Here is a 13,965-nt window from a genome sequence, read left to right as displayed (position 1 = left end):
CCGCCCCGCTCCATCCCGCGCCGTGCCCTGTCGTCACGCTGATCTGGAGTTCGACCTGGATCGTGATCCGCGACCAGCTGGGCAGCGTGCCGGCAAGCTGGTCGGTCTGCTATCGCTTCCTGCTGGCGGGCGTGGCGATGGCCGCGTTCGCGCGGATGCGCGGCGTGTCCCTCAATATCGGGCGGGGCGGCCTGGTCTTTGCCGCGCTGCTGGGCACGGCGCAGTTCGTGCTCAATTTCAACTTCGTCTATCGCGCCGAGGTCTATCTGACGTCCGGCGTGGTGGCGGTGGTCTATGCGATGCTGCTGATCCCCAACAGCATCCTGGCCTGGATCTTCCATCGCCAGCCGGTCAGCCGCGCCTTCATCGGCGGGTCGGTGATCGCGACGGCGGGCATCGCCATGATGCTGGTGCATGAATATCGCTTTGCCGGGATCGACCCGGACAAGGTCGTGCTGGGCGCGGCCTTTGCCTGTGCCGGGCTGATGAGCGCATCGACCGCCAATGTGATGCAGGGGATGGAGATTGCCCGCAGGCTGCCGATGATCGCGGTGCTGGCCTGGGCGATGCTGATCGGCGCCGGGATCGACGCCGCCTTTGCCTGGATCACCACCGGGCCGCCGGTGATCGAGCCGCGGATCGGCTATCTGCTGGGCATAGGCTGGCTGGCGCTGGCAGGATCGGTCGTCACCTTCCCGCTCTATTTCGGGCTGATCCAGCGCATGGGCGCGGGTCGGGCCGCCTATACCAGCGTACTGATCCCGGTGATCGCGATGCTGATCTCCACGGTGGTGGAGGGGTATCGCTGGAGCGGGCTGGCCGTGCCGGGCGCGCTGCTGGCGATCGCCGGGATGGTGATCGCGCTGCGGGCGAAGACCAGGAGCTGAACCGGGATTACAGCCTGACGCCGCCGGGCTGGTAGCGCAGCTTGGCCATGTTGAGGCGGGCGATCAGGCTGCTGAGCGATTCCGGTGCGGGGGCCGCGCGATCGGGCACGGACATGGCGTTGATGCGGTCACCGAGCGTGGAAACAGTCTTGTCGATGCTGGTCATGACACACCCTTGTTGATGCGGTAATCCCGCTTTCGGCGCACGCTGGTTAACGGGGCGTAAACCATGCGACGAACCGATCAGCAAGGCTGATTTTCTTCCACAAGACAGGCCCTTAGACCTTCAACATGGGTGGGGTAAAGAGGTTTCCAGTTAAGCAATCGACGCGCCCGGCCATTGGCGACGCGGCGATTTTCGGCATAGAAGGCCAGCGCCTGGGGCGAGAGGTCCGCCTGTTCCAGCGACAGCAGCGGCGGTAGCGGCTGGCCCAGCAGTTCGCAGGCGGTGGCGATCACATCATTCTGGGCGCAGGGGCGGTCGTCGGCGAGATTATAGACACCGGGCGGACCGTCGAAGGCGGCGATGATGCCGCCGACAATATCGTCGACATGGACCCGGCTGAATATCTGTCCGGGCAAGCCGATGCGATGCGCCTTGCCGGCCCGGACACGATCGAGCGCCGAGCGGCCGGGGCCATAGATGCCGGGCAGGCGGAAGCGGCGGACATCGGGCCGCAAGGCGCCCCAGTCGAGATCGGCGCGGGCGCGGGCGGTGCGGCGCCCCTGCCCCACAGGGCTTGCCTCATCGACCCAGGCGCCGGCCGCATCGCCATAAACGCCGGTCGAGGAGAGATAGCCGACCCAGAGCGCCAACGCGGCGGCGATCACGGCGCCATAACGGGTGAGGACGGGGTCATCCTCGCCCTCGGGCGGGACGGAGGAGAGGATATGGGTGGCGCCGGCAATGGCGGCGCGGACGGCGGGTTCATCGTCGAAGGCGATATGGTTTGCGTCGGCGCTGCGGCGGACGCCGGTAACCTGCCAGCCCTCGGCGCGCAGCCGGGCGGCGAGGCGGGAGGCGCTATAGCCCATGCCGAGGATCAGCATGTGCAGCATCGGCGCCCTCCCCTTGAGGCCAGTATCAGACCGTGAAGCTCTCGCCGCAGCCGCAGCTGCCCTTGGCGTTGGGATTGGCAAAGACGAAGCCGGCGGTGAAATCATCCTCGACCCAGTTCATGGTCGAACCGATGAGATAGAGGACCGAGGCACCGTCAATGTAAAGGACACCGCCGGGGGTCTCGATCTTCTCGTCGAACTTGGCTTCTTCGGTGACATAGTCGACCGAATAGGCAAGGCCCGAGCAGCCGCGCTTGGGGGTCGAGAGCTTGACCCCGATCGCGCCTTCAGGCGCCTGCGCCATCAGCTCTGCGATGCGGCCTTCGGCGCTGGGCGTCAGCATGACGGCGGCGGGACGGGCGCGGGTCTTGGTGGTCGTCTCGGTCATTCCAATATCCTCCCCCCTCCCTGGAAGGGAGGGGCCGGGGGTGGGTCGTCGCCATAGGCGGCGTTTTCATCGCAGGGGAAGTCGGCTCGCTGCGCTCGCCACCCACCCCTTAATCCCCTCCCTGAAAGGGAGGGGAAATCTTACAGCATTCCCAGTTCGAGCTTGGCTTCGTCCGACATCTTGCCCGGATCCCATGGCGGATCCCAGACCAGGTTCACCTCGACATCGCCGACGCCCGGCACCGCGCCGACGCGCAGTTCGACTTCGCCGGGCATGGATTCGGCGACCGGGCAGTGCGGCGTGGTCAGCGTCATGGTGACGACGGCATGGCCGTCGCTGGTGACGTCGACGCCGTAGATGAGGCCGAGGTCATAGATGTTGACCGGGATTTCCGGGTCGAAGATTTCCTTCAGCGCATCGATGATGCCGTCATAGAGATCGCCGCCCGGCTCGCCGACCGCGACTTCGCTGGGCTTCTGCGCCAGGAAACCGTCGAGATAGTCGCGCTGGCGCGGAGCGGCCTCCGCCTCTTCCACGCGTGCCTTGGGCGGGGTTTCCACCGCGTCGACTTCTTCCACCATGAACTTCTTTTCCTCGGTCATCCGAAGATCTTCCTTACCCGTTCGATACCCTTGACCAGCGCATCCACGTCGCTGTCGTCGCTGTAGATGCCGAAACTGGCCCGTGCGGTCGCCTCGACGCCCAGATGCCGCATCAGCGGCTGGGCGCAATGATGACCGGCGCGGATCGCGACACCCGTTTCATCCAATATGGTGCCGACATCGTGCGGATGAACCCCCTCCACCTCGAAAGAAAGGATGCCGGCCGAATCTTCGGGGCCAAAGACGCGCACGCTGTTGAGCTGGCTGATGGCGGTGCGGGCCTTGGCCACCATGGCGCATTCATGGGCGTGGATGATGTCGAGGCCGATGCCCTGCACATAGTCGATCGCAGCCGACAGGCCGACGACGCCGACGATATGCGGCGTCCCAGCCTCGAACCGGGTCGGCGCGGGGGCATAGGTGGTCTTTTCGAACGTCACCTTGTCGATCATCGATCCGCCGCCCTGATAGGGGGGCATGGCGTCCAGCAGTTCCTTGCGGCCCCACAGCACGCCGATGCCGGTCGGGCCGTAAAGCTTGTGCGCGGAGAAGACATAGAAATCGCAGTCGAGCGCCTGAACATCGACGGCGAGGCGGGGGACCGCCTGGCAACCGTCGATCAGGATCTTGGCGCCAACCATATGGGCGATGTCGGCGGCGCGGCGACAATCGAGCACGCTGCCGAGCACGTTCGACACATGGGCGAGCGCGACCATGCGGTGCTGCGGCGTGATCATCGCGCGCATCGCGTCGAGATCGATCCGGCCATCCTGCGTCAGCGGCACCACGTCGATCTGGGCGCCGACCTTTTCGGCGACGATCTGCCAGGGGACGATATTGCTGTGATGTTCGAGGGTCGACAGCAGGATGCGGTCGCCGGCCTTCAACTGCGTGCCGGCCCAGCATTGGGCGACGAGGTTGATGCCCTCGGTCGCGCCGCGGACATAGACGATCTCGCTGTCCGACTGCGCGCCGATGAAGCCGGCGACCTTGCGCCGGGCGGCTTCATAGGCGAGCGTCATGTTTGCCGAGCGTTCATAGACGCCGCGATGCACGGTGGCATAGTCCGGGCCATAGGCGCGGGCGATCGCGTCGATCACGGCGGTCGGCTTCTGCGCGGTGGCGGCGCTGTCGAGATAATGCCAGTCGCCGACACCGGGAAAGTCGTCCCGCAGGCGCAGGCCTTGGGCGAGATCGGTCATACCAGCGTCCCCAGCTTGGCGAGCGCCGCCGCCTCGAACCGTTCGCGCAGATCGTCCTGCGCGACATCGTCGAACACGCCGGCGACGAAGGCTTTCAACAGCAATGTCTTGGCAGTTGCCGGGTCCATGCCGCGCGAGGCCATGTAGAAGAGCGCTTGGCGGTCCAGCTCGCCGACCGTGGCGCCATGGGCGCATTTCACGTCGTCGGCATAGATTTCCAGTTCCGGCTTGGCGTTGGCCGTGGCGGTGCGGTCGAGCAGCATCGCCTTGATCGACTGGAAGGCGTCGGTGCGCTGGGCATCGCGGGCGACATTGATGCTGCCCAGATAATTGCCGGTGGCATGGCTGCCCAGGATCGAGCGGACGGTCTGGCCGCTGGTCGCGTCGGGGTGGGCATGGGTGACGCTGGTGATGATCTCCAGCGTCTGCTCGCCACCGCCGATGATCGCACCGTTCAGCTCGAAATGGCTGCCCTTGCCCAGCGTGACAGCGAAAGTGACACGTCCAAGCTTGCCGCCAATGTTGAGCAGATGGAAATCGAACCGGGCATTATCAGCGATATCAATGACATAGTCATGCACCGCGGTCGTGCCATCGGCCGCGTCCTGCAGCAGATGGTCATGCGCGCTTTCGCCCTCCGCCACCGTGATCCGGGTCGCGGCCGGCACCGGCCAGGCAGCGGCGAGTGCGTCAAGATCGCTGTAACGCCAGGCTTCATCCTTGCGCGTGGGGGGAGCGAGGAGGGTCACGCCGCGGTCACCTCGGCCCCAAGCACTTCTGAATAGCCTTCGCTTTCGAGCTGCAGCGCCAGTTCCGGGCCGCCCGACTTGACGATGCGGCCGGCGGCCAGGACGTGGACGAAGTCCGGCTTCACATAGTCGAGCAGGCGCTGATAATGGGTGATCAGCAGCACCGCCTTGTCAGGCTTGCGCATGATCGCATTGATGCCCGCGCCGACGGTCTTGAGCGCGTCGATGTCGAGACCCGAGTCCGTCTCGTCGAGGATCGCCAGCTTGGGATCGAGGATGCCCATCTGCACCATTTCGGCACGCTTCTTCTCGCCGCCGGAAAAGCCGACATTCACCGGACGCTTGAGCATCTCCATGTCGAGGCCGAGCAGGCCGGCCTTTTCCTTGGCCAGCTTGATGAACTCGCCGCCGTTCAGTTCCTTCTCGCCGCGCGCGCGGCGCTGCGAATTGAGGCTTTCGCGCAGGAACTGCAGGTTGGAGACGCCGGGGATCTCGACCGGGTACTGGAAGCCCAGGAACAAGCCAGCCGCCGCACGCTCATGCGGGTCTTTTTCAAACAGGTCTTCGCCCTCGAAGGTCGCGGTGCCGCCGGTCACTTCATAATTGGGGCGACCGCCCAGCGTGTAGGCGAGCGTCGACTTGCCGGCGCCGTTCGGCCCCATGATCGCGTGGATTTCGCCCGCGTTGATCTGGAGCGACAGGCCCTTGAGGATCGCCTTGCCGTCGATTTCGTTGGTGAGGTTGTCGATCGTCAGCATGTGTCTTTAGTCCTTGTGCGCGCGCTGGAGCGTCCGCGCGGTCCAGAAGGCCATGTCGCGCACGTCGCCCGGCGCGGGGAAGAGCGTGTCGATATGGCGCTTGATCGGCATATAGGGCCACCAGTCGGCGTCCGGTTCCGGCGCGCCCTTTTCCAGCAGCGCGACGACGAATTCGCTGACCGGGCCCATGCGGGCGAGGTTGGGCGCCTTCGCCTTGTGGAAGGCCTTGTCGCTCCGCAGCTTCTCGGTCATAGCGACGTCGCCCTTCTCCAGCGCATCGCGGCATTCGGCCTGATAGGCGTCGAGATCGCCGAAATCCTTGGCGGCACGCGTCTGCAACTCGCCCTCTTCCAGCTCATAATCCTCGGTCAGGATGCGGATCGCGGCGGTCCATGCCTGGCCATTGCCGACATCCTCCGCGAAATCGGCGAGGGCATCCTGGATATCGTCTTCGTCGCTCAATTTTCCGTCCTTCAAAATCTCTGTTCTATCGTCACGCCGGACTTGATCCGGGGTCCCGCTGCCTTTCCGTCCCGCTCAAGAAAAGCGGGATGCCGGATCAAGTCCGGCATGACGGGAAGATGCGGGACAAATTTAGCCCACGCTGCCTTCCAGGCTGATGCCCAGCAGCTTCTGCGCTTCCACCGCGAATTCCATCGGCAGTTGCTGCAGCACTTCCTTGGCGAAACCGTTGACGATCAGGCTGACCGCGCTTTCCTGGTCCAGGCCGCGCTGCATCGCGTAGAAAAGCTGGTCGTCGCTGATCTTGCTGGTGGTCGCTTCATGCTCGATCTGGGCCGAGGGATTGCGCACCTCGATATAGGGCACGGTGTGGGCGCCGCACTGGTCGCCCAGCAGCAGGCTGTCGCACTGGGTGAAGTTGCGCACGCCTTCCGCGCTTGGGCTCACGCGGACCAGGCCGCGATAGGTGTTGTTGGAGCGGCCAGCCGAGATGCCCTTCGACACGATGGTCGAACGGCTGCCCTTGCCATTGTGGATCATCTTGGTGCCGGTGTCGGCCTGCTGCAGATTGTTGGTGAGCGCGACCGAGTAAAATTCGCCGACGCTATTCTCGCCATTCAGCACGCAGGACGGATATTTCCAGGTGATGGCGGAGCCGGTTTCGACCTGGGTCCAGCTGACCTTGCTATTGCGGCCCTGGCAGAGCGCGCGCTTGGTCACGAAATTATAGATGCCGCCCTTGCCATTCTCGTCGCCCGGATACCAGTTCTGGACGGTGCTGTACTTGATCTCCGCATCGTCCAGCGCGACCAGTTCCACGACGGCAGCGTGGAGCTGATTTTCGTCGCGCATCGGCGCGGTGCAGCCTTCGAGATAGGAGACATAGGCGCCATCGTCCGCGACAATCAAAGTGCGTTCGAACTGGCCGGTATTTTCCGCATTGATGCGGAAATAGGTCGACAGCTCCATCGGGCAGCGAACACCCTTGGGAATGTAGACGAAGGTGCCGTCGGAAAAGACCGCGCAGTTGAGGGTAGCAAAATAATTGTCGTGCATCGGCACGACCTTGCCCAGCCACTTCTTCACCAGGTCGGGAAATTCGCGCACGGCTTCGCTGATCGAGCGGAAGATGACGCCCGCTTCCTCCAGCTCCTTGCGGAAGGTGGTGGCGACCGAGACCGAGTCGAACACGGCGTCGACCGCGATCTTGCGGCTGCCCTTCACGCCGGCGAGCATTTCCTGCTCGGCGATGGGGATGCCCAGCTTCTGATAGGTGGCGAGGATTTCGGGATCGACCTGATCCAGCGAATCCAGCTCCACCTTCTTCTTCGGCTCGGCGTAATAATAGGCGTCCTGGTAATCGATCGGCGGGACGTTGAGCTTCGCCCAGTCCGGCGCTTCCATCTTCTGCCACATGGCGAAGGCCTTCAGGCGCCAGTCGAGCAGCCATTGCGGCTCGTTCTTCTTGGCCGAGATGAAGCGGACCGTATCCTCGTTCAGGCCCTTGGGCGCGAAATCCTGCTCGATGGCCGACGACCAGCCATGTTCATAGGTGGAGGCGCGCTCGGCGGCCTCCAGCGCTTCCTGATTACGGACGGTGCTCACTTCTTCGGTCATGCCATTTCTCGTGTCAGGCTGGCGATGGTCACGTTCGCGAGCGCTTCGCGGATCGCGTTGTTCGCCAGATTCATGTGCGGACGGATGCGGCAATCCTGTTCCAGATTGCAGTCATGCGCCCCCTGTTCGCTGCATGCGGTCATGGCGATGGGGCCTTCGACCGCCTCCACCACGTCCGCCAGGGTGATCGTCGCGGGCGGGCGCGACAGGCGCACGCCGCCACCGGTGCCCCGGCTCGATTCGAGCAGACCCGCCGCCGACAGCCGGCTCACCAGCTTCTGCGCGGTGGGCAGCGGGATGCCGGTTTCGGCGCTGAGCGTGGTCGCGTTCATCTTGGCCGCACCGCAGTGACGGGCGGCAGCAGACATCAGCACGACGGCATAATCGGCAAAGCTCGATAATTTCATGCGTGTTGCGAACCATTCTCAAATCGGATCGAATCAATCCGATTGGGCATGTGGTCCCACTCGCCCCCGGAATCAAGGCATTTTTGATTGGATCGAAGGGACGATCAGCTCAGCCGGTTGAGCACCGCGACATCGCCGCCCAACGTGCGGCGGAGCAGGGTGAGCTGGACCACGGCGGTCGGCTCGGTCTGGAGCTGGTGCGGGGTCATGCCGATGAAATGCTTGATCTCGCGGATGAAATGCGACTGGTCATAGAAACTGCCATCGTCGCACAGGGCCTGCCAGCTTTCATGGTCGAGCGCGATCCGCGCGCTGCAACGCAAGGCGCGATATTTGCGGGCGAGCAGCTTGGGCGGGGCGCCATAGAGCTTGTTGGTGATGCGGGCGAGCTGGCGCGGCGACAATTCGGTCATCTCGCTCAGCACCTCGATCCTGGGCGATCCTTCGCCGATCAGCCAGCTGTCGATCGCCCGCAGGATCGCCCAGGTCGCTTCGGGCAGTGGCTTGATCCGTTCGGCGAGAAAGGACCAGGTGAGCGCGGCCATGGCGTCGCCATCCTCCATGCGCTGCAACTGGGCGAGCAGGTCGAGAAAGCCGTCGTCCCGTTCCGCCGCCAGATCGCACAGGCCATCAGCCAGCTTGTCAGCGTCGCCACCATGCAGCGCCAGCCAGCCAGCCGGCAGCAGCGACACGCCCAGCAGCCGGGTCGGGGCATCCAGTTCGAAGCGGGTTGCGCCCTGCGTGGGGCCGATCAGGCCGACCGCGGGGGGCCGCTGCACCGATCCATCCTGGAAATGATAGCGCCCATCGCCCCGCAGCATCAGCCGCAACTGCGCGACATCGGCGCGGGTGACGTCGGCATAATGGTCGGCCGCCACGGAAAATATGTAAAGCGAGCCGAAATAGGGCCGGACCTTTTCCGGCGGGGTAAAATAGCGCAAGCGGACCGGGCCCTGTTCGGCATCCACCGAATAGGACAATGGCCCGCGATTATCCGGTACCACCCCCCGCGCCGCACTCAGCGGCAAATCCCAATGTTGCGGCCCCATAGTTTCACCCCAATGGCGGCATTATGAGCGCGGCCAACGACCGTGCAAGAGCCATGACGTCACCATGACGATTTTTCGCCACAGCGTTGCAACAAAAAAATGACCCGGCAGCTTTCACTGCCGGGTCAGGAAAAGGTCTCATCAGCCAAAATGGCCTAGAGCCTTCGGGTCGCAAGACGGCTTTAAGCCCGAATCGGTGGAAGATTATTGGACAGATCGGACATCTGACGACCGAAAAGGATCGCATTCATGACGTTTTCTGTCATGAAATGACGCAAGGGAATATGTTGTTGCAATAACGCAACACAACTCGACCTGCGCAGGCACCGCTGGCATAGCGCGGCCATGTCCTATCGCCTGATCCGTCCGCTCTTCTTCGCGCTCGATGCCGAGCGCGCCCATAATCTGTCGATCGCGCTGCTGCGGATGATGCCGACCCCGGCCCCGCTGAAGGCCGACCCGATGCTGGCGCAGACGGTAGCGGGCATCGCCTTTCCCAATCCGGTGGGTCTGGCGGCAGGCTATGACAAGGATGGCCGGGTCGCGCACAAGATGCATGGGCTGGGCTTCGGCTTTTCCGAGCTGGGCACGCTGACGCCGCTGGCGCAGCCGGGCAATCCCCAGCCGCGCCTGTTCCGCCTGGTCGAGGACAGGGCCGTCATCAATCGCTTCGGCTTCAACAATGGTGGCCAGGGCGCCGCCGCCGACCGCATCGCCCGCTATCGCCGGCCGGTGGGGGAGGGTCCGGTGATCGGCATCAATATCGGCGCGAACAAGGAAGCGACGGCGGCCGGGCGCGCCAATGCCGACTATGCCACCGGCGTTACCTGCATGGCGCCGCTGGCCGATTATCTGACGGTCAATGTCTCGTCACCCAACACGCCGGGGCTGCGGGCGCTGCAGGGCCGGGCGGCGCTGGACGACCTGCTGGGCGCAGTGATGGCGGCACGGCCCGAAGGCGGCCCGCCGATCTTCCTGAAGGTGGCGCCGGACCTGGAGCCGGCCGATATCGAGGATATTGCCGCCGCCTGCATCGACCACCGGATCGACGCGCTGATCGTGTCCAACACCACCATCACCCGCCCAGCGCTGCAATCGCCCCATGCAGGCGAGACCGGCGGCCTGTCGGGCGCGCCGCTGACCGACCTGTCGCTGGGCAAGCTGCGCGACTTCCGCCGGCTGCTGGGCGACCGGCTGCCGCTGATCGGCGTCGGCGGCATCGCCAATGCGGAGCAGGCCTATGCCCGCATCCGCGCCGGCGCATCGCTGGTGCAGGTCTATAGCGCGCTGGTCTATGAAGGCCCCTTTCTCGCCAGGCGGATCAATGATGGCCTGAAGGCCCTGATGGCGCGCGATGGCGTGCGGCATATCGGCGACGTGGTGGGGATCGACGCCTGATCCGTCCTTCCCGGACATGATCGAAACAAGACGGGTTGCGAAACGAAATGCGAGCTTTAGGGTGCCGGCCATGACCTCCCGCCTGACCGGCCTGCTGGCCCCCTTCGCCCTGATTGCCCCCCTTGCCCTGGCGCCCGCGACCGTACTGGCGCGCGAGCCGGTGGCGTTGAATGCCACCGTGTCCGCCGCCGATCCGCGCGCGGCGGCGGCGGGGCAGGAAATATTGCGCAAGGGCGGCAGCGCCACCGATGCGGCGATCGCGATGATGCTGGCGCTGAATGTGGTCGAGCCGCATAATAGCGGCATCGGTGGCGGCGGCTTCCTGATGCATCATGACGGCGCGAGCGGCGTGCTGGAATCGATCGACGGGCGCGAGACCGCGCCGGCCGCCGCTCGGCCCGATCGCTTCATGGGCGCCGACGGCAAGCCCCTGCCCTTCGTCCAGGCCTGGCCAGGCGGCTATTCGGTCGGCGTGCCGGGCAATCTGCGCATGGCGTGGGAAGCCCACAAGAAATGGGGCAAACTGCCCTGGGCCGACCTGTTCCAGCCCGCGATCCGGCTGGCCGACGACGGCTTCCAGCTGGGCGAGCGCACCGCCACGGCGCTGAAGGCGCTGCAGAATATCTGGGCCGATTTTCCCGAAATCCGCAGCTATTACTGGATCGACGGGCAGTTGCCGGCGGTCGGCACGACGCTGAAGAACCCGCCGCTCGCCGCCCTGTTCAAGCGGATCGCGGCGGAAGGGCCGGACGCCTTCTATCTGGGCGAGAATGCGCAGGCGATCGCCAAGGCCGTCACCACTGCGCCGCGGAACCCGGTGCCGATGACGACGGAGGATCTGGCCAATTACCAGGTCAAGGACCGCAAGCCGGTGTGCGGCCATTATCGCGCCTATACGGTGTGCGGCATGGGCCCGGCTTCGGCCGGCGGCATCACCGTGCTGCAGGTGCTGGGCATGGTCGAGCGCTTCCCGCTGGCGCAGTGGGGCAAGGATGATCCGCGCTCCTGGCACGTCATCGGCGAAGCGATGCAGCTGGCCTATGCCGATCGCGACACCTGGCTGGGCGATCCCGAATTCGTGAACGTGCCGATCGCCGGGCTGATCGATCCCGCTTATTTGAAGCAGCGGTCGGGCGAGATCCGGCTGAACAAGGCGCTCACTGCCTATAAGCCCGGCCTGCCCGCCGGGGCGCAGCCGCGCACCAGCGCCCTGCCCCAGCCGGAAAGCGGCACCAGCCATTTCGTCGCGGTGGACCGCAATGGCGACATCGCCGCCTGGACTTCGACGATCGAGAGCTTCTTCGGCAGCCAGCTGGTTGCCAATGGCGTGGTGCTGAACAATGAGCTGACCGATTTCAGCTTCACGCCCGAGAAGAATGGCGCGCCGGTCGCCAACCGGGTGGAACCGGGCAAGCGGCCGCTATCGTCCATGTCGCCGACGATCGTCTATGACGCCAAGGGCATGCCGATCTTCACCGTTGGCGCGGCCGGCGGCAAGACCATCATCATGCAGGTCGCCAAGGCGCTGATCGCCCATTTCGACTGGGGCCTGTCGGCGCAGGATTCGATCGCGCTGGGGCTGGAATTCTTCAATGGCGACGGGCTTGTGCTGGAACAGGGCACGTCGCTGGAGGCAATGAAGGGACCGCTGGAGAAACTGGGCCACCGCGTCACCATCTCGCGCCTGGGCCTCAAGGCCAATGCCGCCGAGCGCACCGCCGACGGCCACTGGATCGGCGCCGCCGACCCGCGCAGCCCCGGCGTGTCGCTGCAGGAATAAGGCAGGCGATCATGGCGAGCGCAGCGTCGCGCTCGCCTGTCGCGCGTCAGGCGCCCTTCTTGAGGTCGAGCCCGGCGACGTTGAATTCGAACGGAAAGCGCTGATCCTTGGGGCCGACCGCTAGGTCAACCTTCAGGCTCTTCGCCTTGGCGATCGCCTCATAGGCATTTTGCGAGGGCATGATCTCGATCCCGTCCTTCGCTTCGGTCATGCGGCCCTTCCAGCGATGGGCCTTGCCGTCATCGGTGGTGGCATCGACCGCGCAATCGGACAGGTCGCACTGGAAGGGCGCGCCGACCAGCTTCACCGTCACCGTCTTTTCGCCATTGGACATGGGCTGGACCATCAGCACCGAGAAGGTGTCGGCAGCGGTCATGGTCTGCACGCTGTTGGCGCTGCCGATATAGGCGACCTTCTGGCCGGCGCCGGCGGTTTCATATTTCCAGACCTGACCGATCTGGTCGCGCTGGGTCGGTTCCTTCTTGTCCCCGCCCGAACAGGCGGCCAGCAGGCCGAGCATGGCGAGGGGCATGATATGGCGCATTGTCGCATTCTCCTTGTCAGGCAAGAACGCGGGGATGCGCGGGAGTTTCCGTCAGGCGTAGCGGGCAGCGGTCTCGCGGATCAGGGCGATCATGTTGGGAATGCCCTGGGTGCGGTTGGAGCTGAGCTGGTTTTTGAGGTCGAAGGGCGCCAGCGCGCCCTCGATATCGGTCGCGCCGATCTCTGCCGGGGCGCGGTCCTGCACGGTCAGCAGCACCAGCGCGATGATCCCCTTGGTGATGGCGGCATTGCTGTCAGCAAGGAAATGGAGCCGGCCATCATCCAGCACCGTGGGATAGACCCAGACCGCCGCCGAACAGCCCCGCACCAGCGTCATATCGGTCTTGAGCGCGTCGGGCATATCCTCCAGCCCCCGGCCGAGATCGATCAACAGGCGATAGCGATCATCGGCGTCGAGAAATTCATATTCTTCCTGGAGGTCGGCCAGAACGGGCATCGGGGCGGGCTGATCGGTCATGCCGCCCATATAGGGGGAAAAGCGGTGCGGGAAAGCCGCTTTTCCCCGCCGGCGGATCAGAGATCGACGCCGGCGGCGATGGCTTCGAGCTTGCGGATGCGTTCCTTGAGGTCGGCCACCTCGATCCGGGCGGCGGCCGAGGGCGGCGCGGCTTCCTCGCTGCGGCGGCTCAGTTCCGCGCGCTTGAGGTCGAGCCAGCCGTTCCAGCCGCGCAGCGACGCGAAGGCGACGATGGTGAGGCCGGCGAGGCCGGCGGTGGCCATGGTGAGGTAGAAGAGGGGATCCTGCATGATGTCCTCCCTGTGTCCTTTGCCGCGATCAGTCGCGGTCCTTGAGCTTCTCGAATTCGCGCTCCAGCGCGGTCGAACTGTCGGTGGCGAGCCGTTCCAGCACGGCGACCCGGTCCTTGAGTGCCTTCACTTCGGCGCGGAGGCGTTCGGCCTCCGGATCGGGACCGCGCTGGATGAACTCCTCACCCTTATGGCGGCGGACGACGCCATATTTGGCGCGGACGACGCTGGCGACGGCGGTAATCCCGACGATGGCGACGACCATTTGAAACGGATCCATATTTGTCCTCCCTTGG

The 13,965-nt window shown here is 65.0% G+C and carries 18 protein-coding genes; 3 read left to right on the top strand and 15 right to left on the bottom strand.

Annotated elements, in window-relative coordinates; genetic code table 11:
- The first annotated feature begins 38 nt into the window (after positions 1-38).
- A complete protein-coding gene (locus CG471_RS03500; protein ID WP_099230658.1) occupies positions 39-887 on the top strand; it encodes a DMT family transporter in 849 nt (282 codons plus the stop codon).
- A 7-nt stretch (positions 888-894) separates the two neighbouring features.
- Here the strand turns inward: CG471_RS03500 and CG471_RS30515 are convergent, their stop codons facing one another.
- The 11 genes from CG471_RS30515 to CG471_RS03450 form a co-directional block, all read right to left on the bottom strand.
- The gene (locus CG471_RS30515) at positions 895-1,053 is read right to left on the bottom strand and encodes a hypothetical protein (RefSeq protein ID WP_004209402.1); all 159 of its coding nucleotides are present in this window, start codon (positions 1,051-1,053) and stop codon (positions 895-897) included.
- Positions 1,054-1,130: 77 nt separating this feature from the next.
- Positions 1,131-1,946 (bottom strand): NAD(P)-dependent oxidoreductase, encoded by an 816-nt coding sequence (locus CG471_RS03495; RefSeq protein WP_099230649.1) that lies wholly within the window; start codon positions 1,944-1,946, stop codon positions 1,131-1,133.
- Between the two features lie 25 nt (positions 1,947-1,971).
- Positions 1,972-2,334, bottom strand: coding sequence for an iron-sulfur cluster assembly accessory protein (locus CG471_RS03490; protein ID WP_017503694.1), 363 nt, complete (start codon positions 2,332-2,334; stop codon positions 1,972-1,974).
- 140 nt (positions 2,335-2,474) lie between these two features.
- Positions 2,475-2,936 carry an SUF system Fe-S cluster assembly protein gene (locus CG471_RS03485; protein ID WP_099230647.1) on the bottom strand — a complete coding sequence of 154 codons (462 nt, stop codon included), beginning with the start codon at positions 2,934-2,936 and terminating at the stop codon, positions 2,475-2,477.
- A complete protein-coding gene (locus tag CG471_RS03480; RefSeq protein ID WP_099230645.1) occupies positions 2,933-4,138 on the bottom strand; it encodes a cysteine desulfurase in 1,206 nt (401 codons plus the stop codon). The genes CG471_RS03485 and CG471_RS03480 overlap by 4 nt, the downstream gene beginning before the upstream one ends.
- Entirely contained in the window at positions 4,135-4,887 is a 753-nt protein-coding gene (locus CG471_RS03475) for a SufD family Fe-S cluster assembly protein (protein ID WP_099230643.1), read from the bottom strand. Before CG471_RS03475 ends, CG471_RS03480 begins: the two co-directional genes overlap by 4 nt.
- A complete protein-coding gene (gene sufC, locus CG471_RS03470) occupies positions 4,884-5,645 on the bottom strand; it encodes a Fe-S cluster assembly ATPase SufC (protein WP_099230641.1) in 762 nt (253 codons plus the stop codon). The genes CG471_RS03475 and sufC overlap by 4 nt, the downstream gene beginning before the upstream one ends.
- Positions 5,646-5,651: 6 nt before the next feature.
- Entirely contained in the window at positions 5,652-6,107 is a 456-nt protein-coding gene (locus CG471_RS03465; protein WP_007706730.1) for a hypothetical protein, read from the bottom strand.
- 132 nt (positions 6,108-6,239) lie between these two features.
- Entirely contained in the window at positions 6,240-7,724 is a 1,485-nt protein-coding gene (gene sufB / locus CG471_RS03460) for a Fe-S cluster assembly protein SufB (RefSeq protein ID WP_010339231.1), read from the bottom strand.
- Positions 7,721-8,131: an Rrf2 family transcriptional regulator gene (locus CG471_RS03455; protein ID WP_004209390.1), complete on the bottom strand. Its 411-nt coding sequence runs from the start codon at positions 8,129-8,131 to the stop codon at positions 7,721-7,723. The genes sufB and CG471_RS03455 overlap by 4 nt, the downstream gene beginning before the upstream one ends.
- A 104-nt stretch (positions 8,132-8,235) precedes the next feature.
- Positions 8,236-9,180, bottom strand: coding sequence for an AraC family transcriptional regulator (locus CG471_RS03450; RefSeq protein WP_010339232.1), 945 nt, complete (start codon positions 9,178-9,180; stop codon positions 8,236-8,238).
- 345 nt (positions 9,181-9,525) lie between these two features.
- Here CG471_RS03450 and CG471_RS03445 point away from each other — a divergent pair, with 345 nt between their 5' ends.
- A complete protein-coding gene (locus CG471_RS03445) occupies positions 9,526-10,578 on the top strand; it encodes a quinone-dependent dihydroorotate dehydrogenase (RefSeq protein ID WP_099230639.1) in 1,053 nt (350 codons plus the stop codon).
- Positions 10,579-10,648: 70 nt separating this feature from the next.
- Complete coding sequence (gene ggt, locus CG471_RS03440; protein WP_099230637.1) at positions 10,649-12,358, top strand: gamma-glutamyltransferase; 1,710 nt, start codon at positions 10,649-10,651, stop codon at positions 12,356-12,358.
- A gap of 46 nt (positions 12,359-12,404) precedes the next feature.
- Here the strand turns inward: ggt and CG471_RS03435 are convergent, their stop codons facing one another.
- From CG471_RS03435 to CG471_RS03420, 4 genes are read right to left on the bottom strand one after another with little or no spacing between them, the layout of a single operon-like run.
- Entirely contained in the window at positions 12,405-12,902 is a 498-nt protein-coding gene (locus CG471_RS03435; RefSeq protein ID WP_048936793.1) for a hypothetical protein, read from the bottom strand.
- A gap of 51 nt (positions 12,903-12,953) precedes the next feature.
- A complete protein-coding gene (locus CG471_RS03430) occupies positions 12,954-13,388 on the bottom strand; it encodes a SufE family protein (RefSeq protein WP_099230634.1) in 435 nt (144 codons plus the stop codon).
- 47 nt (positions 13,389-13,435) lie between these two features.
- Positions 13,436-13,669 carry a hypothetical protein gene (locus tag CG471_RS03425; RefSeq protein ID WP_010339237.1) on the bottom strand — a complete coding sequence of 78 codons (234 nt, stop codon included), beginning with the start codon at positions 13,667-13,669 and terminating at the stop codon, positions 13,436-13,438.
- Between the two features lie 28 nt (positions 13,670-13,697).
- Positions 13,698-13,949, bottom strand: coding sequence for a hypothetical protein (locus tag CG471_RS03420; RefSeq protein WP_037519415.1), 252 nt, complete (start codon positions 13,947-13,949; stop codon positions 13,698-13,700).
- Positions 13,950-13,965: the final 16 nt, after the last annotated feature.

The sequence above is a fragment of the Sphingobium sp. IP1 genome (assembly GCF_002708645.1).
Classification (GTDB): domain Bacteria; phylum Pseudomonadota; class Alphaproteobacteria; order Sphingomonadales; family Sphingomonadaceae; genus Sphingobium; species Sphingobium yanoikuyae.
The sequence above is the reverse complement of the archived record's forward strand: the minus strand, read 5'-3'. Positions and strand labels throughout refer to the sequence as shown.

Coding starts and splice junctions, on each gene's coding strand:
- sufC (WP_099230641.1), bottom strand. CDS start 5,645: ATGCTGACGATCGACAACCTCACCAACGAAATCGACGGCAAGGCGATC.
- CG471_RS03485 (WP_099230647.1), bottom strand. CDS start 2,936: ATGACCGAGGAAAAGAAGTTCATGGTGGAAGAAGTCGACGCGGTGGAA.
- CG471_RS03430 (WP_099230634.1), bottom strand. CDS start 13,388: ATGGGCGGCATGACCGATCAGCCCGCCCCGATGCCCGTTCTGGCCGAC.
- CG471_RS03420 (WP_037519415.1), bottom strand. CDS start 13,949: ATGGATCCGTTTCAAATGGTCGTCGCCATCGTCGGGATTACCGCCGTC.
- CG471_RS03490 (WP_017503694.1), bottom strand. CDS start 2,334: ATGACCGAGACGACCACCAAGACCCGCGCCCGTCCCGCCGCCGTCATG.
- CG471_RS03480 (WP_099230645.1), bottom strand. CDS start 4,138: ATGACCGATCTCGCCCAAGGCCTGCGCCTGCGGGACGACTTTCCCGGT.
- CG471_RS03495 (WP_099230649.1), bottom strand. CDS start 1,946: ATGCTGCACATGCTGATCCTCGGCATGGGCTATAGCGCCTCCCGCCTC.
- ggt (WP_099230637.1), top strand. CDS start 10,649: ATGACCTCCCGCCTGACCGGCCTGCTGGCCCCCTTCGCCCTGATTGCC.
- CG471_RS03435 (WP_048936793.1), bottom strand. CDS start 12,902: ATGCGCCATATCATGCCCCTCGCCATGCTCGGCCTGCTGGCCGCCTGT.
- CG471_RS30515 (WP_004209402.1), bottom strand. CDS start 1,053: ATGACCAGCATCGACAAGACTGTTTCCACGCTCGGTGACCGCATCAAC.
- sufB (WP_010339231.1), bottom strand. CDS start 7,724: ATGACCGAAGAAGTGAGCACCGTCCGTAATCAGGAAGCGCTGGAGGCC.
- CG471_RS03450 (WP_010339232.1), bottom strand. CDS start 9,180: ATGGGGCCGCAACATTGGGATTTGCCGCTGAGTGCGGCGCGGGGGGTG.
- CG471_RS03425 (WP_010339237.1), bottom strand. CDS start 13,669: ATGCAGGATCCCCTCTTCTACCTCACCATGGCCACCGCCGGCCTCGCC.
- CG471_RS03445 (WP_099230639.1), top strand. CDS start 9,526: ATGTCCTATCGCCTGATCCGTCCGCTCTTCTTCGCGCTCGATGCCGAG.
- CG471_RS03455 (WP_004209390.1), bottom strand. CDS start 8,131: ATGAAATTATCGAGCTTTGCCGATTATGCCGTCGTGCTGATGTCTGCT.